This window comes from Helicobacteraceae bacterium, assembly GCA_031258155.1.
In the GTDB taxonomy this organism is placed as follows: domain Bacteria; phylum Campylobacterota; class Campylobacteria; order Campylobacterales; family SZUA-545; genus JAIRNH01.
In genome coordinates this window covers 12,737-32,124 of the sequence record JAIRNH010000061.1, presented here as the reverse complement: position 1 = coordinate 32,124, position 19,388 = coordinate 12,737, and the positions used below count along the sequence as shown (strand labels likewise).

Genomic DNA, 19,388 nt, shown 5'->3' with positions numbered 1-19,388 from the left:
CGTAAATCTAAACGCGCGATCGCCCCTCTCGCCGTCAATTTAAGTTTAGCAAGGGTCGTTCGGCGGGCGTTCAAAACGCCCGCTAAAGCGTCTAAAATTATGTCGCTATAATTTGCGTTATGGAAAAAATTGTTATCGGCTCGGATCACGCGGCGATCGATATGAAAAACGCCGCGATCGAATATCTGCGAAAACGCGGGCGCGAGATCGTGGATATGGGCGCGTATAACCGCGATCGCGTCGATTATCCCGATTACGCCGCTAAAGTTTGTGTCGAGGTTCAAAAAGGCGGCGTAAGCGGCGTCCTAATCTGCGGAACGGGGATCGGAATGAGCATAGCCGCCAATAAGTTTAAGGGCGTTCGCGCCGCGTTATGTCACGACGCTTACGCCGCTACGATGGCAAGAGCGCACAACGACGCGAATATACTGTGTTTTGGGGCGCGAGCGATAGGATTCGGAGCGATGGAATCGATCCTAGACGCTTGGCTTGGCGCGAAGTTCGAGGGCGGGCGGCATAGCGCGAGAATCGAAAAAATAGCCGAATTGGAAGCTAAGTGATCTTTTTTGAGTGGCTTTATATAACGATCGTGCTGCTGGCGATTGGGTTTTTGTTTTTCAAAGCCTTTTACTACAAAAACTTGATGGAAAAAGAGCATAAAAGCAACCAAGCGTTAAAAGAGACGCTAAAAGAAGCCGAAATTTTTATCCGCAAGTATCAGATACAATTGCAGCGAAGTTTAGGCAACACCGACATTCTCAACGAGGAGATGAATCGTCTGCGAAACGACGTTAAGGCGTTCAAATCTCGTAACGCGCAATACCGTATTGAAAACGAGCGGATTCGTCATAAAATTAAAGACCTTGAAAGCAAGATCGAAGCTCTATTATAAAGGACAAGAATGGCTATTTCGGCGGATCAAAAGGCTTTTTTGCTGGAAACAATTCGAAACGTGCCGGATTTTCCCAAAGCCGGCGTTCAGTTCAAGGATATAACTACGCTTGTAGGCAATCATAAAGCCTTTAAGACGGTTATAGATCATTTCGTCGATCGCTATAAAAACGCCGACATCGACTTTGTAGTCGGCTCGGAAGCGCGAGGGTTTATCTTTGGCGCGCCGCTTGCGATCGCGCTTGGCGTAGGCTTCGCGCCTATTCGCAAACCGGGCAAACTGCCATATACTACCGCAAGCGAAAAATACGCGCTTGAATACGGGTTTGACGAAGTGCAAATTCATATCGACGCCTTTGGCTCCACTAAAAACGCGAGAGCGCTGTTTATAGACGATCTCATAGCTACGGGCGGCACGGCGGAAGCCTCGATCAGGCTGATCGAGCGCGTCGGGGCAAAGTGCGTCGAGGCGGCGTTTGTGATCAACCTGTTTGATCTAAAAGGCGCGGAGAAGATTAAAAAGCTGACGAATTTTTACGCGATTTTGGACGTCGAGGGCGAATAATGTATATTCCCTCGCCCTCAAAACGAGACCCCGATCAAAACGGACATTTTGGCAAATTCGGCGGGCGGTTTGTTCCCGAAACGCTAATGCCGTTATTGATCGAGCTTGAAGCGACCTATCGCGCGCTAAGAGGCGACAAAACGTTTTGGCGCGAGGCGAACGATCTGCTCGCAAGCTACGTCGGTCGCCCTTCGCCGTTGTATCGCGCCAAACGTTTAAGCGACGAGTTGCAGGCGAATATTTTCTTAAAGCGCGAGGATCTCAACCACACGGGTTCGCACAAGATCAACAACACCGTTTTGCAAGGTTTGATCGCCAAAAAAACGGGCAAAACCAAAGTGATCGCCGAAACGGGCGCGGGGCAGCACGGCGTGGCAACGGCGACAATCGCCGCGTTATTGGGGCTTGAATGCGAGGTGTTTATGGGCGCGCGCGACGCGGAGCGTCAGGCGCTAAACGTTTTTAGAATGGAGCTGCTAGGCGCGAAGGTGCATTCGGTAAAAAGCGGCTCGAAAACGCTAAAAGACGCGATGAACGAGGCGATCCGCCACTGGGTTACTCACGCAAGGGACGTGTTTTACATTATCGGCACGGTCGCGGGTCCGCACCCCTACCCTATGATGGTGCGCGATTTTCAGGCGATTATCAGCTACGAGGCGCGCGCGCAGATTTTGGAGCTTTGCGGCAAACTGCCCGACTATGTGATCGCCTGCATTGGCGGCGGTAGTAACGCTATGGGCGCGTTTCACTATTTTCTCGACGATCCGCGGACGCAATGCGTGGGGATCGAAGCGGGCGGCTTGGGGCTTGAGAGCGGCAAGCACGGCGCGAGCCTCTCCAAAGGCGCGCCCGGCGTGTTGCACGGGCAATTAAGCTATCTGTTGCAAGACGACGAGGGGCAGATTTTGGAGGCGCACTCGGTTTCGGCGGGGCTAGATTATCCGGGGATTGGACCGGAACACGCGGCGTTAAAGGAAAGCGGCAAGGTCAAATACGACGCGATAACCGATAGCGAAGCGCTCCAAGCGTTTGTCTGGTTAAGCCGCGCGGAGGGGATTATTCCCGCTTTTGAATCCGCGCACGCCGTCGCCTATCTTCGCAAGCTGGATTTGAAGGGCAAAACCGCCATAGTAAATATCTCCGGTCGCGGCGATAAAGATATGATACAAGCGCGCGAAATGCTAAGATTTTCCGAATCGAAGGAGGAGCAATGAAACGGCTGAATCTAAATAAACGATTGGCGATAGCTATCGTGGCGCACGATCAGCGCAAAGTGGATATGGTTGAATGGACTACCTTTAACGCCGAGACGCTATCTCATCATAAACTTATTTGCACGGGAACTACGGGCGGTCTTATCCAAAAAGCGTTTGACGAAAAAGGGGTCGAAGCGGAGATTATCCGCCTAAATTCGGGACCCTTAGGCGGCGACGCGGAGATCGCGGCGATGGTGGTGCGCCACGAGATCAATCTGGCGATCTTTTTGATCGACGATCTTAATCCGCAACCGCACGAAGCGGATATTCAGATGTTGCTTCGCCAATGCAGAATCCACAACGTGCCGATCGCCTGCAACCGCTACAGCGCCGATCTGATGATCACAAGTACGCTATGGGACGATGAAACCTATATCCCCACCATTCCAAAATACGTCAGGTTCCTTAGAGAGGAGCAACAAACGGCGACGGCTTGACGAATTATCGCGCTTGCTAGGTTTTGCCCGATCAAAATAACCTTTAACGCGGTTTTAAGCAAAAATCGCGCGTTTAATAGCCAACGACGAGCGCTAACGCGCCGCAAAGTTTTGAGAAACGACCCGCCTTCGTTAAAACGCGGCATTGGTTTGACTCGCGCGCGGGGTTTGAGTTCGCGTTTCAACCCGCGTCGCGCCCTCTTTGCCATACCCGCGACGAAGCGATAGGGCAGTCTCCGCCCGCAATGGCGAAGAAAGGCGGGTATCCAAATACGCCGAAGGCGTGAAAAGGAGATAGATTTCCTCGTTTCGCCAAGTCTTATGGGAATGGATTCTCGCAATCCTGCGCGCCTTGCGCTCCTACCCGCGCGGGCGCTTCGCGGGAGTGACGGGAAGGGCGAGTCGGCGTTGTTACGTCTCCTTACGCGGCGTTGTTTTAGTTTTACGATCCGGTAGTCGGCGCCGCCTTGGTTTTCCGTTACATCGCCGTCGTTAGAGCGGTTAGAACCCGCGATAATATAGCCGTTGTCGTTTGTCTGTTGGACGGAAGCAGCCCAGTCAGTGGAGCTACCGCCAAGACTTTTTTGCCATACGATCGAAGGAGAAGACTTTTGCTTATTGTCGTCGTTGCCTCCGCCGCCGCAACCCGCCAACAACATTAGAAAAGTTAGGCTAATTACACACAGAGGGGAATTTTTTTAAACGAGGTTGAAAGTAATTGCGAATTCATGATAACGCCCCCTAACGCTCGTCGAAGTTTGCCTTGACGGAATGCGTTACCGCAACGCAGTTTTTGATAAAACTTGCAAACCGAAAATGAATGTCGGGCGGTAAATCTCGCTTTTGCTAAACTAGCGCCCTATTTTTTCCGAAAGAATCCTAAATGCCTCTTGAAAACGCGCCGCTTGGCGAAATGTCAAATACGATCCGCTTTCTAGCGGCGGATATGATTCAACAAGCAAACTCCGGTCATCCCGGCATGCCTATGGGTTTAGCGGATATTGCAAGCGTGTTTGGTTTTCACCTCAAACACAATCCGAGCAATCCCAAATGGCTAAACCGCGATCGCCTCGTCTTTTCGGGCGGGCATGGCAGCGCGTTAATCTATGCGCTTTTGCATCTGTGGGGATACCAAATCGGCATAGACGATCTAAAAAAATTTAGACGTTTTAACTCTAAAACGCCGGGGCATCCGGAGCGCGTTCATACCGAAGGGATCGAGGTTACTACGGGACCTTTGGGGCAAGGATTTGCCAACGCGGTCGGTTTTGCGTTCGCGCAAAAACGCGCGGAGACGCTTTTGGGCAAAGAGATTATCGATCATAAGGTATGGTGCTTTTGCGGCGACGGCGATATTATGGAGGGGATAAGTTACGAAGCCGCCTCGTTCGCGGGATTTAATCGTCTTGACAACCTGATCGTAATCTACGATAGCAACGATATTACCATCGACGGCAAGTTGGAAATATGCTTTAACGAGGACGTAGCGGCGCGATTTCAAGCGCAAGGCTGGCACACGATCGCCATAGACGGACACGATTTTGCGCAGATCGACGCGGCGCTCGAGAGCGCGAAAAAACAGAGCGCGCCTACGATTATCATCGCCAAAACCACGATCGCCAAAGGCGCGGCGAGCATGGAGGGCAGCGCTAAAACGCACGGCGCGCCGTTAGGTCAAGGCGAAATAGCCGCCTCCAAAGCCAAAGCCAATTGGAGCGACGAGCCTTTTTATATCCCGCCAACCGCGCTGACTTGGTTTAGAACCGCGCTGGAAAAAGGCGAGTTGCTAGAGCGCGAGTGGAACGATCGCGTTAAAAAATCGGACAAAAAACCGACGCTTGAAAAACTGCTAAACCCTGATTTTGACTCAATCCAATATCCTACTTTCGACAAAACGTCAAAGGCGACCCGCGAGACGAACGGCGAGATATTAAACGCTATCGCTAAAGCATTGACCGGATTTATCGGCGGCAGCGCCGATCTCGCCGGCTCCAACAAGACGGAGCTTAAAAATTTGGGCGTTGCGCCGCAGGGCGCGAATATCCGTTTTGGAATACGCGAACACGCGATGAGCGCGATTTGCAACGCGATCGCGTTTTATGGGCTTTTTATCCCGTTTGACTCGACCTTTTTCGTCTTTAGCGACTACCAAAAACCCGCGATTAGAACCGCGGCGCTGATGAAAGCCAAACGGTTTTTTATCTGGACGCACGACAGTATCGGCGTGGGCGAAGACGGCGCCACCCACCAGCCAATCGAACATCTTAGCGCCTATCGCGCGTTGCCAAACTTTTACGTCTTTCGCCCCGCCGACGGATACGAAAATATAGCCATGTGGAAGATCGCGCTCAAACTTGACGCGCCTTCGGCGTTTGTGTTAAGCCGTCAGAATTTGCCCGCTCTTGATCGCGTCGGCGTCGTAGGCGACATAGCCAAAGGCGGCTATCTGCTTAAAACCTCGAAGAACGCGAAAATAACGCTAATGGCAAGCGGGAGCGAAGTCGGACTGGCTCTTGCGGCTATGAACAAACTCCGCGACTTAGGCGCGGCGGCGAACGTAGTTAGCGTTCCTTGTTTTGATCTATTCGCCGAGCAGGACGACGAGTATATCGAGACGATTATCGATCCGCAAACGATCGCGATCGCGATTGAAGCGGCAAGCGCCAACGAGTGGTTTCGCTTTGCGGAAGCCGTCGTGGGAATGGATAGTTTCGGCGCGTCCGCTCCGTCGGACGAGCTTTTCGATCATTTCGGTTTTAACGCCGATCGGATCGCGCTTCTTGCTCAAAGCCTGCTAGCGTAGCGTTCGCGCTAGGATAAGCTATGCCGCTTTCGCGATTAAACGAAGAGCAACTCGCCGCCGCGAAAGCGCCGCTTGGATACAACCTGATTATCGCCGGCGCGGGAGTGGGCAAAACCAGCGCGATCGTAGGGCGGATCGCTTATCTGCTTAACGCGGGCGTCGCGCCCGAAGAGATATTGTTGCTAACCTTCACCAACAAAGCGGCGGGCGAGATGATCGCGAGAATCGCCAAAGCGTTCGACCAAAAAACCGCCGATAGCGTAATGGCGGGAACTTTTCACTCCGTTAGCTATAAGTGGCTTAAAAAAATCGGCAAGCATATACTGCTAAAACGTCCTTCGGACCTTAAAACGCTGTTCAAAACCGTTTACGATAAATACGCTTTTAGATCGTTCGGCGCGCAAAACGTATTGAGCTGTTCCGCGCTATTTGATTACAAAAATTTGTTTGAAAATCGCGGCGAGGAGGATTTTGGCGACTATTTGGCGTCGAAAAATCCCGCGCACAAGGCAAACGCCGAGCTGTATCGGCAAATGTCCGACGAGTTTGACGCGCTAAAAGAAGAGCTGGGATTCGCGGGATTTAACGATCTGCTTATTCAAATGCGCCGCGCGTTGCTAGAGGGCGCGAAAAATCCCTATCGCGAAGCGTTGGTGGATGAATATCAAGACACTAACCCGCTGCAAAACGCCGTTTTAGAAGCGATAAACCCGCCGTCGCTTTTTTGCGTGGGCGATTACGATCAGAGCATCTACGCCTTTAACGGCGCGGACATAAGCATCATCTCCGATTTTGAAAAGCGCTATAAAAACGCGAAAATCTGGACGCTGACGAAAAACTACCGATCAACGCCGTTGATTCTGAGCTTAGCAAACCGCGTGATCGCGCGCAATAGGCGGGTTTATGAAAAGACGTTGCAGCCGATCAAAGCGCATGTCGGCTCCGCGCCCCGTCTGCTAATGTATGACGAGCTTTACGAGCAGTATCGCGCGATCGCCGCCAAGATCGCGGCGTCCGGTCGCGACAAAAACGCGATCGCCGTCCTTTTCCGCAACAACTCTAGCGCCGACGGAATCGAAGCGGCGTTAAGAGAGCTTGGCTTATCTTGCAAACGCAGGGGCGGCGCTAGCTTTTTTGAATCGCGCGAGATCAAAGCCGCGCTGGATCTGATGGAACTTGCGATCAACCCGCGCGATCTGCTCGCTTTCGTCCATATCATGGAATACGCTTCCGGCTACGGCGCTAACGGCGCGAGGGAGCTATACGACGCGAGTTTGGAGCTTGGCGAAGGCGATTTTTTGCGCGGTTTTCTCAAGCCAAAATCGCTTAACAAGCCGCTTTTTGCCGCGAAAGAGGCGGGACTGTTCGGGCTTGAAGCGCCGAAGCGCAAAACAAACGGCGAAAGTTTGCCGCGCGGTTTTGAAAACCACCCGCTTTTGGCGCACCCGCGTCTTAACGGCGAAAGCGCTAAGTTTTTGGGCGCCTTTTGGGAGCTGTTAGGAGCTTTGCAATCGACGCCAAGCCCAAAAAAACGGCTGGAAAAAATTATCGCCTCGACGCTGTTCGACGCGATTGCAAACCGCTTAGCCAAACAACGCGCCACCAAAAACGGCGCGCTTAACGAGGCGCTTTTAGAAAGCGCCAAAGAGCGGATTTACGAGAAGGCGCGGACGTTAAAAGAGCTGTCCGATCGTTATCAGACAAGCGAGCGGTTTATCAACGCTATGGCGCTTGGCTCAAGCGAGATGAGCGAAGGCGGCGGCGTTAATCTCTTAAGCGTTCATGCCGCCAAAGGGCTGGAGTTTGACGAGGTTTTTGTGATTGATCTTATGGACGGACGGTTTCCAAATCGCAAGCTGATGAGTCAAGGCGGCGCGATAGAAGAAGAGCGCAGGCTATTTTACGTAGCGGTTACCCGCGCGAAAGAGAGTCTTTTTCTATCTTTCGCCGCAAGAGACGCCTACAAAAAAATCGACTACGCGCCAAGCCAATTTTTATACGAAGCCGACCTCGTCACACTAACGGCTAATCGGCGCTAAAAGATTGATCGCTTTGCGCGCCGCAAAAGCGAGAGCTCCGCATAAACGTTAGCCTATTTTATGCATAGGGCAAGTTTTTGCTCCGATCCCAAGTCGCGCCGCAGCTTGTCGCCTCGCGCCAACGATTTGTCCCCAAAACGCTCTCGATCTTATCGGAGGCTATATCGATAAAACGCGGCGAGTTCTTTGCTAAACGTCGAAAAGCGTTTCGGAACGTAAGGGCGCGAATAAAACTTAGCGGCGAAGCTATTTGCGATGCGGATTTATCGGCTCTTAAACCCGTTTACCGCTCGCATTGCGAGGCTTTGTTTTTGTCCAAAAGTAGCTTTATTTGCGTTTCTTTAGGTCGGCTTGGTTTAAGCGGTTTTGGAGACAATCGCAAAACCCTTAGCAAAGTTGGCGCTCTAAGTAATTAAACCGCCGCAAAACGATCCGCCTGCTCTGGAGAAATTAGGCTAGCGCGCGGCATAACGCGCACTGTTATTCCCGTTTCTCCCCATCATACCCGCGAAGCTCCCGCTTTAGTAGGAACGCAAGGCGCATTAGGAAGGCGGAAATCCACATTCTTGTCATTCCCGCGAAAGCGGGAATCCATAAAAAGGTTAAAAGCCTATGCGACGCGCCCATATCGCGATTGTTTGAAAGAGACGGATACCCGCCTTCGACTACGAAGCGCTTGCGCTTCTATCACCCGCGCGGGCATGACGCAAACCTTTTCACGCCTTCGGCGCGTCTGGATACTCGTTTGCGCGGGTATGACGGGGAAAGAGCGAGAATAAAGTTATTTGCGGGGCGGGTTTGTCGGCTTTAACGCGCTGAAAAAATCAATAAACCTCGTTCGCGCGCGTTACATTCTCTCGATCATTATCGCCGCGATTAGGGTTTTGCGTTTCAACAGTAAATATAAAAGTTGCGTCAAACGTTTGTAATAAAACGCGGCTTTTTAAGAAACGCTTAAAAAATCTTAACGCACTAAACTAAACCGATACGGCGTTACTTTTGGCTTTTTGAAGCCGCGTTTATGGGCGTTAAATATCGCTCTGTTTTTGCGCGCTTATAGCTTACGGCGCCTGCCGCCAAACGATCTAGACGAATATAATTCCTCTTAAAAGCGCAGAGCGACCGCCTTGCCTAAAAGCCGTTAAGCCCTCTTGTCGTTTCCAAAGTAAAACGCCGCGCAAATCGCGCTTTGTCTGCGGTTGCGCGCGGAGGCGATCTAATCGATTTTGAGCTTTTTAAGACGCAAGGCGTTCGCCAAAACCGAAACGGAGCTTAAGCTCATAGCTAGCGCCGCGATCATAGGGTTTAGCGCGCCAAAGCAGGCGAATGAAACGCCGATCGCGTTATAGCAAAACGCCCAAAATAGGTTTTGTTTGATATTTTTTATCGTAGCGCGACCGATCGCTATCGCTTCGGCTATCGCTATCAATTCGCCGCGCATTAACACTATGTCCGCGCTTTTTATCGCTATATCCGTTCCCGCGCCGATCGCAACCCCTACGTCCGCTTGCGTCAAGGCGATCGCGTCGTTGATCCCGTCGCCGACAAACGCCGCTATCTCGCCTCGTTTTTGCGCGGCGGCGATCAAAACCGCCTTGTCTTGCGGCTGCAAAGCGGCTTCGTAGCGTTCGATTCCTAGCGCTTTAGCGATCGTTTCGGCGGTTTTGGCATTATCGCCCGTAAGCATAACGATCTCTGCGCCGTAAGTTCTTAACTTTTCGATAGCCGCCTTAGCGTCCGCTTTTGGACGATCGGCTATAGCGAAACTTCCGACCGGTTCTCCGTTGATCGTAGCCGTTATCTCCCCGTTTTGCGAGCCGATTTCCACTTCGTCGCCGTTTACGACCGCCTTTACGCCAAAGCCGGCGATAGCCTCGAAACGTTCTGCCTCGCATAGCGGCTTAGCTAAGGCGGCGATCGCTTTGCCGATCGGGTGTTCGCTTTTGGCTTCGGCGGCGGCGAGCGTCGGCAAAAGAGAGCGATCGCCGTTAAAACTAGCGCCGATCTTGCCCTCCGTTAGAGTTCCCGTTTTATCAAAAAAGATCGTCGAAACCCTCCCAAGCCGCTCCAAAGCCTCGCCGCTTTTAATCAACGCGCCGCGCCTAGAGGCTAAGCCGGTCGCGATCGTAATCGCGGCGGGCGTGGCAAGCCCTAGAGCGCACGGGCAGGCGATAATTAGCGTCGAGATGAAAACCTTCAGCGCAAAGGCGAAATCCGCGCCTGCGAGATACTGCGCCAAACTCGCCGCAACCGCGATTAGGCAGACAACCGGCACAAAAACGCCGCTAATTTTGTCGGCTAGACGCGCGATCGGCGCTTTGGAGCCTTGCGCCTCCTCCACCATTCGCGCTATTCGCATAAGCGCCGTTTCTCCCGTCGTCGCGGAAGCGCGAAAGGTTAAAAAACCGTTTTGGTTAATCGTCCCCGCAAAAACCGCGTCTCCGATCGTTTTGGAGACGGGGCGACTCTCTCCGCTTAGCATGGACTCGTCAACTAAGCTCCGCCCGCCGATCACTTCGCCGTCGATTGGGATATGCCCGCCCGGTTTTACAATCAGCGCGTCGCCGATCGCTATTTCGCCGATCGGCTTTTCAACCTCCGCGCCGTTTTCAACGGCGATCGCCGTTTTGGGCGCGAGATCCAACAACGCTTTAAGCGCCTCGTTCGCCTGCGATTTGCTTTTGGCTTCCAACGTTCTGCCAAGCAGTATCAGCGCGATAATTACGCCCGCGCTTTCGTAGTAGAGATTATGCGCGGCGTGCAAATCGCCAAGCGCGATACGGATCGTATTAAATAGGCTGTATCCAAACGCCGCCGAAGTTCCGATCGCGATCAGGCTATCCATATTGGGCGAGAGAGCAAAAAGAGTTTTGAAGCCGACAAGATAAAAACGATAGCCGACGGCGATAATAGGCGCCGTCAATAACGCCTGAATAATCGCGTTAAGCAGCGGATCGCTTACGCTTTTTAAGCCGGTCATCGGCGCCATCGCGAGATATAAAAGCGGCGCGGCGAAAAGGATCGCCGCGATCAGTTTGAGGCGCAAAACTTTGTCGGATTCGTCGCTCTCCGCGCGCTTATCCGACAAGCCAAAACCAAGCGCTTCGACGCGCGCTTTGATCGCTTCGAACGAGATATTTTCATACTCGATCGTCAACTTTTCGCTCGCCAGATTGACGCTCGCCTTTTTTACGCCTTCAAGTTTGTTTAACGCTCGCTCGATCCGCGACGCGCAACTAGCGCACGTCATCTTGCTAATCGCCGCCGTTCTTTTCATTCGCCTCTTTCGATATTCGACGCTAAACGCAACGCTTCGGTTTTTTTACGAGGGCGCGGTTACTTCTTTAAACCTTTGACCTCCTCGCACGCGTCCTCGTCGCCCAATTCGCACGCTTTTTCATAGTATTGCGCCGCTTTTTTCAAATCTTTTTTTATCCCCGTTCCATTTCTGTAAACTTCGGCTAGGTTATAGCAGCCAAGCGCCTCGTCGCCGTCGCATGATATTGCGTAAAGCCGTCGCGCTTGCGCTAGATCGACATTGATCCCCTCGCCAATTTCGTAGGAGTAGCCAAGATTATTGCAACCAAGCGGCTCTCCGCCGTCGCACGCCTTTTTATATAGCTCGTTTGCCTTTACGTGATCGACCCTCACGCCTTCGCCCTCGTCGTAGGCGTAGCCTAGACTGGTGCAGGCTAACATATATTCGCCGCTATCGCACGCTTTTTCATAGTATTGCGCCGCTTTTTTCAAATCTTTTTTTACCCCGTTTCCATTTTTGTAGAGATCGCCGAGGTTATAGCAGCCAAGCGGCTCGTCGCCGTCGCACGCCTTTGCGTAAAGCCGTCGCGCTTGCTCTAGATCGACTCCGATCCCTTCGCCAATTTCGTAGGAGTAGCCAAGATTATTGCAACCAAGCGCGTCGTCGCCGTCGCACGCCTTTTTATATAGCTCGTTTGCCTTTACGTGATCGACCGCCACGCCTTCGCCCTCGTCGTAGGCGTAGCCTAGATTGGCGCAGGCTAACATATATTCGCCCTTATCGCACGCCTTTTTGTAAAGCGCGGCGGCGCGTTTATAATCTTGCGAAACGCCTTGTCCTTCGCCGTATAAAAAGCCCAAATCGTTGCACGCCGCCGCGTGGTTTGCGTCGCACGCCTTTTCGTAATACCTCGCCGCCTTTTGATAATCCCCAGCGTCTTCGGCTTTCGCCCCCGCTTCGTAATCGCTTTGCGCGCTGGCAAACGCCGCGGCGCAGAAAACGGCGAAAATCGCCGCCGATTTAACCAACATATCTATTATCCCCCCAATTAAGTCAAATTTTGACGCATTATACTCAAGAAGCGTATAAACCTTTACCGTATATGCCGCTGTTTCAAGTTTAGCTTGTCGCGCGGCGTTTAACGCAATCGATCGCGAAAGCGAAGATTTTATCCCCCGCTTTGGCTCTCGCTACTTTTTAAGCGCGTCTCGCAGTTTTTGCTTGAGCGAATCCTCAAGTTTTTTCTGTTCGGCTTTCGCCTTTTCCTGCAACGCTTTTTGCAACTCCTTTTTCAGCCCCTCTTCGGAGAGGTTTTTGCCCGTTCGTTCCTCCAGCGCGACAATTAGGCTCGCTTCGCCCTTAATAACCTTTTCGATCGCGGCTATATCCGCCTCGCCCGCGCCGAGTTTGGCAAGCTCTTTTTTCGCGATAGCCTCGATCTGCGCTTTTAATTCCGCTTCATAGGCTTTAAGCCGTTTTTCCAAAGCGACTTTGAATCGCTTTTTGAGCTGATCGTCAAGATCGCTTGAAAGCGAGCTGTCGGGTTTTAGCGGAGCGCCCCATAGCCTAACCGAAACGCTGAACTTGTTTAATCCTTCTAGCGTGTCGGACAGCAGTTTTTCAAGCTCGGTTTTAGGTTTTTCAACGCCGAGCGCGGTCTCTCTGAAAAGCGCCTCTAGCTTGGATTCGAGCCTCCCCTCTTTGATCGTTCCGGCAAAACTCCAATCCATCTTGGCGCTCTTCATAAAAAACTTGCCCTTGCTAAAGCCGCGCTGATACGCGCCGATCCACTTAAGCGCGAAACGATCGTCGTTATTTTTATAGCGATCGCGAATCCAGTTGAACGAGAGGGAATCAAAATCTTTGACCCGCTCGCTTTTAAGTAGCGCTTCCATAGGCGCGCGGGTGATTTTTTGATTGTCCGTCGCGCCCGTTAGCGACGCTAGATAGAGATTACCCTCTTTTGTCGTCAGATCGAAAGTAGCCTTTTTGATTAGATAGTTCGGTTTGGGATCGTATTCGGCGAAAGTTACCACGCGGCTCTTGCCGCGTTCGGGTTTAGGAAGCGGATCGCCTTTAATCTGCGATCTTGCCTCTAGCGCGTCTTTGATATACGGGCGCGCCAGCTCGTACCACTCTAGCGCCTGATCGATGTAGTCGCCAATCTCCGTTCCAAGCAACGCCTCGGCGAGATTAAGCGAGCCGCCTATATCGAAACTATATTTCTTGCGAAGCGCCTCGTAATCCTCTTTTGGCAGCTCCGCGAGACGTTTAATAAGGTTTCTCGCCTCGTCGCGCTCGGTTTCAAAACGTTTAATGAGATTCGCGTATTCCTCTTTGCGCTCTTTTAGCGCTTTTTGAAGCGTCCGCGCGGCGCTTAATACTTCGGCTAAATCTTTTTCGTTTGTGATTTTCTTGGCTTTAGCGGCTAGATCGTTATACTGTTTTTCCAGATCGGCAAACGCCTTTTTGTCAAATTTGGTTTTCGCGATTTCGTTCCAATACGTCTTAATCTCTATTAAGCGCGCTTCGATCTTTTTGCTCTCCGTCAGCGTTAAAAGATTTTCGTTTTTCAAGATCGTTTTGGGATCGGGCAGCTCTTTTGACAGCTCGTTAAAAAACGATCCGCCTTCGCTAGATTCGGCGCTTTTCGCGTCCGATTTAACCTCTTCTCGCGCGGGGGGGTTGGGCAGATCTTTGGAGGGAGAAAGGCGCGCTTGTCCAATAACTACGCCGTTTGCCGCAAGCTCGTCGATCAAAACTTTTTTGTGAAAGGCGCGCGCCATGTCGAGATTAAACGCGACGCGTTCGATTGCGACGGCGTTTTTCATATTATCCTTGCGATCGGGAATCTGCACGCCTTCAATCGCGATCGAAAGCGGGCTGAACGAAGTTTGTAGCTTGTCGATCGTAACCTGTTTGCCAATCGGTTCGCTTAACGCCGATTCAAGATAATTTTTTAGGATCGCGTCGAGAAAAAACGCGCAAAAAACCGCCGCGCCGCCAAACAACGCCGTAAAAGCGATCAACCCCAACCAGCGAAACAGGCTAGGCTTTTTCGGTTTTGGCTCTTCTAGCATAGCGCGAAGCAGCGGGATCTTCGAGAGAATAAAACGGTAGTTTTTCGCCAAAATCTGAAAAACAAAAAATGCGGGAATAGCGATAATCAACGAAGCGGCTAACGAGCCTAAGATCATCGTATGGTTGAAGTTTGAGAGGCTTATCCACGGGTTGTTATACGCGCTCGTCCAAAGCCCTTCTAAGCTCGGCAGAGTCAAAATATAGTAGCCCAAAGACTCGATCCACGGATCGGCTACGTAGCCGATCGCCGCGAAAATGCCGCAACCTACGATAAAAATCCCGATGTTTATGTTAAGAAAAAACGCCAGCAAGCAAACGACGATCAGATGGGGCGCGAAAACGGGCGAAAGCCCTACGAACACGCTTAGCGTCAAAGCCAAAGAGAGTTGCCAAGAGCGATCCGCCGAGTTCAGCGCCCGCATAAACTTTATAAAAACGTCATACATGCCGTTGCGCTTTGGTTTAATTTCTACTGCATTGTAGCAAAACTATTTTCCGCGCAGACCCTATAAAACGCTCTTTTGATCGCAAAAAGCGATCTCTCTCGCGTTAAAACCCAAGAAACGGTTTAATCCGCTCGATAGCCTTCGCGCGATGGCTTATCGAGGCTTTAATATCGGGGCTTAACTCGCCAAGCGTTTGCTTAAAACCTTTAGGGATAAAGATCGGATCGTAGCCAAAGCCAAACGCGCCGCGCGACTCGACGACGATCGCGCCTTCAAGCCTGCCGCTCGCCGTTCGTTCGCCCTTTTCGCTTTTAAGCGCGATCGCGGCTTCGTAATACGCCGGCGTTCGATCTACGCCTTTTGCTTTAATCGCGTCGATCATTTTGCTTAGATTGTCTTTGTCGCTAGCGCCTAGCCCCGCGTATCGGGCGCTATGTATTCCGGGGACGTTTTCGCCCAAGATCGGCGCGACGACGCCGCTATCGTCGGCGATAACGAGCGCCGAAGGATCGCCTAACGCCGCAAAAACGGCGCGCGCTTTGATTAGCGCGTTTTGTGCGAAATCGGCGCCGTTTTCGTCGATCGCGATCGGCTCGATCAACTCGGAGTAAACCGTTACGTCGCAAGGCGCGAGCAAAGCGGCGATCTCTTTTGCTTTGCCTTTGTTTGAGGAGGCTAAAATCAGTCGCATAATCGCGGATCATATATGATCCGAGCTTCCAATACGTTAAGGATTAGTTATTAAGCCAATTTTATATTTGTGCGCGATTTTGGCGTTGAGATTTTTCGGACTTTTTCTCGTTTTGCCGGTATTGGCGATCGACGCGGCGAACCTAAAGGGCGGCGCTCCTTTTTTGGCGGGACTCGCGGTCGGAGGCTACGCGCTTATGCAGATGATCTTTCAGTATCCTTTCGGCGCGCTCAGCGATCGGCTAGGGCGCAAGAAGATGATCGCGATCGGAATGTGCGTTTTTGCCGTCGGCTCGGCGATATGCGCGTTAGCCGACGACGCGATAGTTTTGATAATAGGGCGGTTTATTCAGGGCGCAGGCGCGGTTAGCGCCGTTATCACGGCTACGATCGGCGATCTAACCGACGAGGAGAATCGATCCAAAGCGATGGCGGCGATGGGCATGTCGATCGCCTGTAGCTTCGTCGTCGCGTTGCTTGTGGGTCCGCTCGCGGGCGCGAAGTTCGGCGTGGCTTCGCTATTCTGGGTTAGTTTCGCGCTTGTTTTTCCCGCGCTTGCGATTTTGGCGATCGCGCCTAGCCCGCCGAAAATCACGCCGATCGAGCCTATCAGAGGCAATAAGATACGCCGCGTATTTGCCAATCGTAATTTGCGGCGGTTGAATATCGCGATGTTTTTACACAGCTTTGTTATGACCGCCTCGTTTTTTATGATTCCGATGGTTTTGACCCAAAACGAAGGTTTTGAGCTGGACACGCTTTGGCGCGTCTATTTGCCCGCGCTTTTTTGCGGCGTTTTGGCTATGGGAATTGGAACTAGCGCGGGCGAAAAGTTAGGCGCGGTCAAAGCGGTTATGCTAATAGGCGTCGCTATTTTGATCGCGACGTTTATTTTGATTGCGATTTGTCCGGAAAGTTTTGTTTTTTGGGTTATGGCGCTTTTCGTGGGGCTTAACAGCTTAGAGCCGCTAATGCAGTCGAGCGCGACAAAATTCGCGCGCGCGGACGAGCGCGGATCGGCGCTCGGCGTGTTCAACGCCTGTCAATTTTGCGGCGTTTTCGTCGGCGGCGCGGGAGCGGGGGCGATTTACGGGGGCTACGGACTCTCCGCGCTGGCGGTTTCGCTCTGCGCTCTGTGCGTCGTTTGGCTGGCGCTAATTTTTGGCGTGGACAATCCGCGACGAACGAAAACGATCGCGATCGAGCTGCCGCGCGCGCTAACGCAAGAGGCGATTGAAAAATATCGCGGAGTCGTGGAGTGTTATCGCGCCGAAAAACTATTTGTGCGCTATGATCCGACCATAATTTCAAGCAAAACTCTGCTAGATTATCTTCAAAGGGAAACCGATGACAATTGACGACGAGTTGTTGAATCGTTTGGAAACGCTTTCGCGGCTGACTATCGCGCCTAATAAGCGCGAAGCGGCTAAGCGTAGCTTGAGCGAGATTTTGGACTTTGTGGAAAAGCTAAACGAGTTGGACACAAGCCGCATCGACGCGATTTCTACGCTTTTTAACGCGCGGGCGAGGCTTCGCGCCGACGAGCCTAAAGAGGATCGCTCCGTTTTTGAGGATCTAATCGCGCGCGCGCCTAAATCCGACGGTCAAAGTTTTATCACGCCTAGAGTCGTAGGTTAAACTAAAAAAAAGGAGTCAGAGTATGGAACTAAGCGATTTGAGCCTTGATCAGCTCTTAAAAACTGTTATCGCGCACGACGCGAGCGACTTGCACCTTATTGTCGGCGCCGAGCCTCAGGTGCGCATTCACTCGATAATAACGCCGCTCGACTTGCCAAAGCTCGACCGCAATACGGTTCAAACTATGTGTTACTCCGTATTGACCGACTCGCAAAAGAAGAAATTTGAAGAGGAGAAAGAGCTTGACTTTGCGCTCGATATGCCGACCATCGGGCGCTTTCGTTGCAACTACTATTACGAACGGCACAACGTAACGGCTTCGTTTCGCATAATACCTACGCAAATTCCCTCGATCGATAGTTTGCACCTGCCGGTTATGCTTAAAGACCTAATCAAACGTCAAAAGGGGCTGATTCTCGTTACGGGACCAACGGGCAGCGGCAAAACGACGACGTTGGCGGCGATAGTCAACGAGATAAACCATACGGAAAAAGGACATATTATTACGATCGAGGATCCCGTGGAGTTTATTCACCCGCACGGAACCTGCATAGTTTCGCACAGAAGCATCGGCGAGGACACCCACAGTTTCTCTAACGCGCTTAAATACTCGTTGCGCGCCGACCCCGATATTATCCTAGTGGGCGAAATGCGCGACGTGCTTACGATCCGAACCGCGCTTACCGCCGCCGAAACGGGGCACCTGGTGCTTGGCACGCTTCACACCAACTCCGCGCCGCAGACGATCAGCCGTATCATCAACGTTTTTCCGACCGACGAACAAGCTTTGATCCGCACGCAGCTTTCTATGGGGCTTTTAGGCGTGGTTTCGCAGGTGCTTATGCCAAAAGTTAGCGGCGGACGAAAGGCGATTTTTGAGATTATGGTTAATATCCCCGCGATCGCCAACCTCATACGCGACGATAAACTGCACCAGATCTACTCTACAATGCAGATCGGGCAGTCGCAAACCAAGATGCAAACGCAGACGCAGGAGCTGATCAAAGCCTTCCGCGCCGGAGAGATCAACAGAGAAAACGCGCTGAAATACGCGTCGAATCAAGACGAGATGAAAAAAGCGCTCGGCGTCGGCGAGCTAGCGGGGTAACAAATTTCGCGAAAACGCCGGGCAATTCGTCGTCTAGCCGTCCAAGCGCTGGGCGGCGTTTGATCTGTCGCTATCGCGCCTAGAGCGACTATTTTTCCGAGACGTTTTGTTCGCGTTTCGGGCGAATCAAGCGTTTTCTAAACGCTCGGCTCTTTAGCGTTTAGCTCGCTCGCGAAGAGATAGACGCGGATTCAAAACGTTTAGGGTCGCGTTTCCCCGAGCGCCTTATATTGTTTTCGCGCGTTTTTATTTTTATTAAAGCGGCTTTTGCGTTTTTGCGATAGAGAACCGCCGGTATATGTCAATGCGCGATCGCGGACTATCGTTTGCGCAAAAGCCCCCGTCTTTTTTGTTTTCCGAATATGCCGATCGCGGAACTTACGGCGGTTTTTGCGCTTTGGAACAAACCGATAGATTATATTGCCCGTAATTGCGCGCTTAACGGCGCGTCGAGCCGACAACCTTCGATTAAAGGCTATTTAACGGGCGTTCTGGGACGGCTAAATCCATCTTGGAGCCGAAAAATTACGCAACCCGCGCGGAGCAAGCGCGAGCGGTTAGTAATCAAAGGCGAGTATCCGTCTCTTTCAAATAATCGAAATATGGGCGCGTCGCATAGGCTTTTAACCTTTTTATGGATTCCCGCTTTCGCGGGAATGACAATGCGCGGCAAAGCGCCGCCTATTTGGCGCGCTTAGACCCCTAGCTCGATCCGCGGCGCGATCGCTCGCCTGTTTTGGAAGCGATCGCGCGTTAAGTTAGTTACAACTTGGGAAATTGCCGCTGTCTTTGGAGTAGCTCGCCATAAACGCCTTCAGATACCGTCTGTGCTTTGCGAACATTTCGCCGTTTAAATATGGCAACGCGTTTGGATACTTTTGCCCAATCTCTTTAACGAACCCCTCCGCGTCGCCGTCAAAAAGCGCGTTCCACTCCGCCGTAGTATGTAGCGCCGCAAAATCCGCGCCGTTCATGCCCGTATGATCGCTTAGCGTTTTTAGGTATATGCGTTGCCCCGTATCGGCGTCCGCGTCCGCAAAAGCCGCCGTTCCCGCGAGCGTCAAAATCGCCAGAGCGATGAAAATCTTTCTCATAATTGTCCCTTTGATGTTGATTTGGGGCGTTATTATATTACATTTATTTTATTTTATGCTTAAATTACACGCTCTTTTATT

At 51.9% G+C, this 19,388-nt stretch carries 15 protein-coding genes; 10 read left to right on the top strand and 5 right to left on the bottom strand.

Translation table 11 applies throughout. The features are described 5' to 3' along the window. Window positions 1–119: 119 nt before the first annotated feature. The 7 genes from rpiB to LBF86_08295 all read left to right on the top strand — a co-directional run bounded on the left by rpiB (window position 120) and on the right by LBF86_08295 (window position 7,991). Window positions 120–560 carry a ribose 5-phosphate isomerase B gene (gene rpiB, locus LBF86_08325; protein ID MDR0665505.1) on the top strand — a complete coding sequence of 147 codons (441 nt, stop codon included), beginning with the start codon at window positions 120–122 and terminating at the stop codon, window positions 558–560. Beyond that, window positions 560–892 carry a hypothetical protein gene (locus LBF86_08320; GenBank protein ID MDR0665504.1) on the top strand — a complete coding sequence of 111 codons (333 nt, stop codon included), beginning with the start codon at window positions 560–562 and terminating at the stop codon, window positions 890–892. The genes rpiB and LBF86_08320 overlap by 1 nt, the downstream gene beginning before the upstream one ends. Before the next feature lie 9 nt (window positions 893–901). Next, entirely contained in the window at window positions 902–1,456 is a 555-nt protein-coding gene (gene apt / locus LBF86_08315; protein MDR0665503.1) for an adenine phosphoribosyltransferase, read from the top strand. Then, the gene (gene trpB, locus LBF86_08310; GenBank protein ID MDR0665502.1) at window positions 1,456–2,670 is read left to right on the top strand and encodes a tryptophan synthase subunit beta; all 1,215 of its coding nucleotides are present in this window, start codon (window positions 1,456–1,458) and stop codon (window positions 2,668–2,670) included. The genes apt and trpB overlap by 1 nt, the downstream gene beginning before the upstream one ends. Beyond that, window positions 2,667–3,149, top strand: a complete 483-nt coding sequence (locus LBF86_08305) for a methylglyoxal synthase (GenBank protein ID MDR0665501.1) — start codon at window positions 2,667–2,669, stop codon at window positions 3,147–3,149. Before trpB ends, LBF86_08305 begins: the two co-directional genes overlap by 4 nt. 883 nt (window positions 3,150–4,032) lie before the next feature. Further along, window positions 4,033–5,952 (top strand): transketolase, encoded by a 1,920-nt coding sequence (gene tkt / locus LBF86_08300; protein MDR0665500.1) that lies wholly within the window; start codon window positions 4,033–4,035, stop codon window positions 5,950–5,952. A gap of 20 nt (window positions 5,953–5,972) precedes the next feature. Then, complete coding sequence (locus LBF86_08295; GenBank protein ID MDR0665499.1) at window positions 5,973–7,991, top strand: ATP-dependent helicase; 2,019 nt, start codon at window positions 5,973–5,975, stop codon at window positions 7,989–7,991. A gap of 1,216 nt (window positions 7,992–9,207) precedes the next feature. On the opposite strand, the gene cadA is transcribed toward LBF86_08295, so the two are convergent. From cadA to LBF86_08275, 4 genes are all read right to left on the bottom strand, one after another. Beyond that, window positions 9,208–11,268 (bottom strand): cadmium-translocating P-type ATPase, encoded by a 2,061-nt coding sequence (gene cadA, locus LBF86_08290; GenBank protein ID MDR0665498.1) that lies wholly within the window; start codon window positions 11,266–11,268, stop codon window positions 9,208–9,210. A gap of 59 nt (window positions 11,269–11,327) precedes the next feature. Beyond that, window positions 11,328–12,281 (bottom strand): sel1 repeat family protein, encoded by a 954-nt coding sequence (locus LBF86_08285; protein MDR0665497.1) that lies wholly within the window; start codon window positions 12,279–12,281, stop codon window positions 11,328–11,330. Between the two features lie 159 nt (window positions 12,282–12,440). Further along, window positions 12,441–14,777, bottom strand: a complete 2,337-nt coding sequence (locus LBF86_08280; GenBank protein ID MDR0665496.1) for a TIGR03545 family protein — start codon at window positions 14,775–14,777, stop codon at window positions 12,441–12,443. Window positions 14,778–14,880: 103 nt separating this feature from the next. Next, the gene (locus LBF86_08275; protein ID MDR0665495.1) at window positions 14,881–15,468 is read right to left on the bottom strand and encodes a non-canonical purine NTP pyrophosphatase; all 588 of its coding nucleotides are present in this window, start codon (window positions 15,466–15,468) and stop codon (window positions 14,881–14,883) included. 67 nt (window positions 15,469–15,535) lie between these two features. On the opposite strand from LBF86_08275, the gene LBF86_08270 reads away from it, so the two are divergent. The 3 genes from LBF86_08270 to LBF86_08260 are packed head-to-tail and all read left to right on the top strand — an operon-like array spanning window position 15,536 to window position 18,213. Beyond that, a complete protein-coding gene (locus tag LBF86_08270) occupies window positions 15,536–16,825 on the top strand; it encodes an MFS transporter (GenBank protein ID MDR0665494.1) in 1,290 nt (429 codons plus the stop codon). Continuing rightward, window positions 16,815–17,105 carry an Asp-tRNA(Asn)/Glu-tRNA(Gln) amidotransferase subunit GatC gene (gene gatC, locus LBF86_08265; protein MDR0665493.1) on the top strand — a complete coding sequence of 97 codons (291 nt, stop codon included), beginning with the start codon at window positions 16,815–16,817 and terminating at the stop codon, window positions 17,103–17,105. The genes LBF86_08270 and gatC overlap by 11 nt, the downstream gene beginning before the upstream one ends. Window positions 17,106–17,127: 22 nt before the next feature. After that, window positions 17,128–18,213, top strand: a complete 1,086-nt coding sequence (locus LBF86_08260) for a PilT/PilU family type 4a pilus ATPase (GenBank protein MDR0665492.1) — start codon at window positions 17,128–17,130, stop codon at window positions 18,211–18,213. A 758-nt stretch (window positions 18,214–18,971) separates the two neighbouring features. Here LBF86_08260 and LBF86_08255 read toward each other — a convergent pair. After that, the gene (locus LBF86_08255; protein MDR0665491.1) at window positions 18,972–19,307 is read right to left on the bottom strand and encodes a hypothetical protein; all 336 of its coding nucleotides are present in this window, start codon (window positions 19,305–19,307) and stop codon (window positions 18,972–18,974) included. Window positions 19,308–19,388 lie beyond the last annotated feature (81 nt).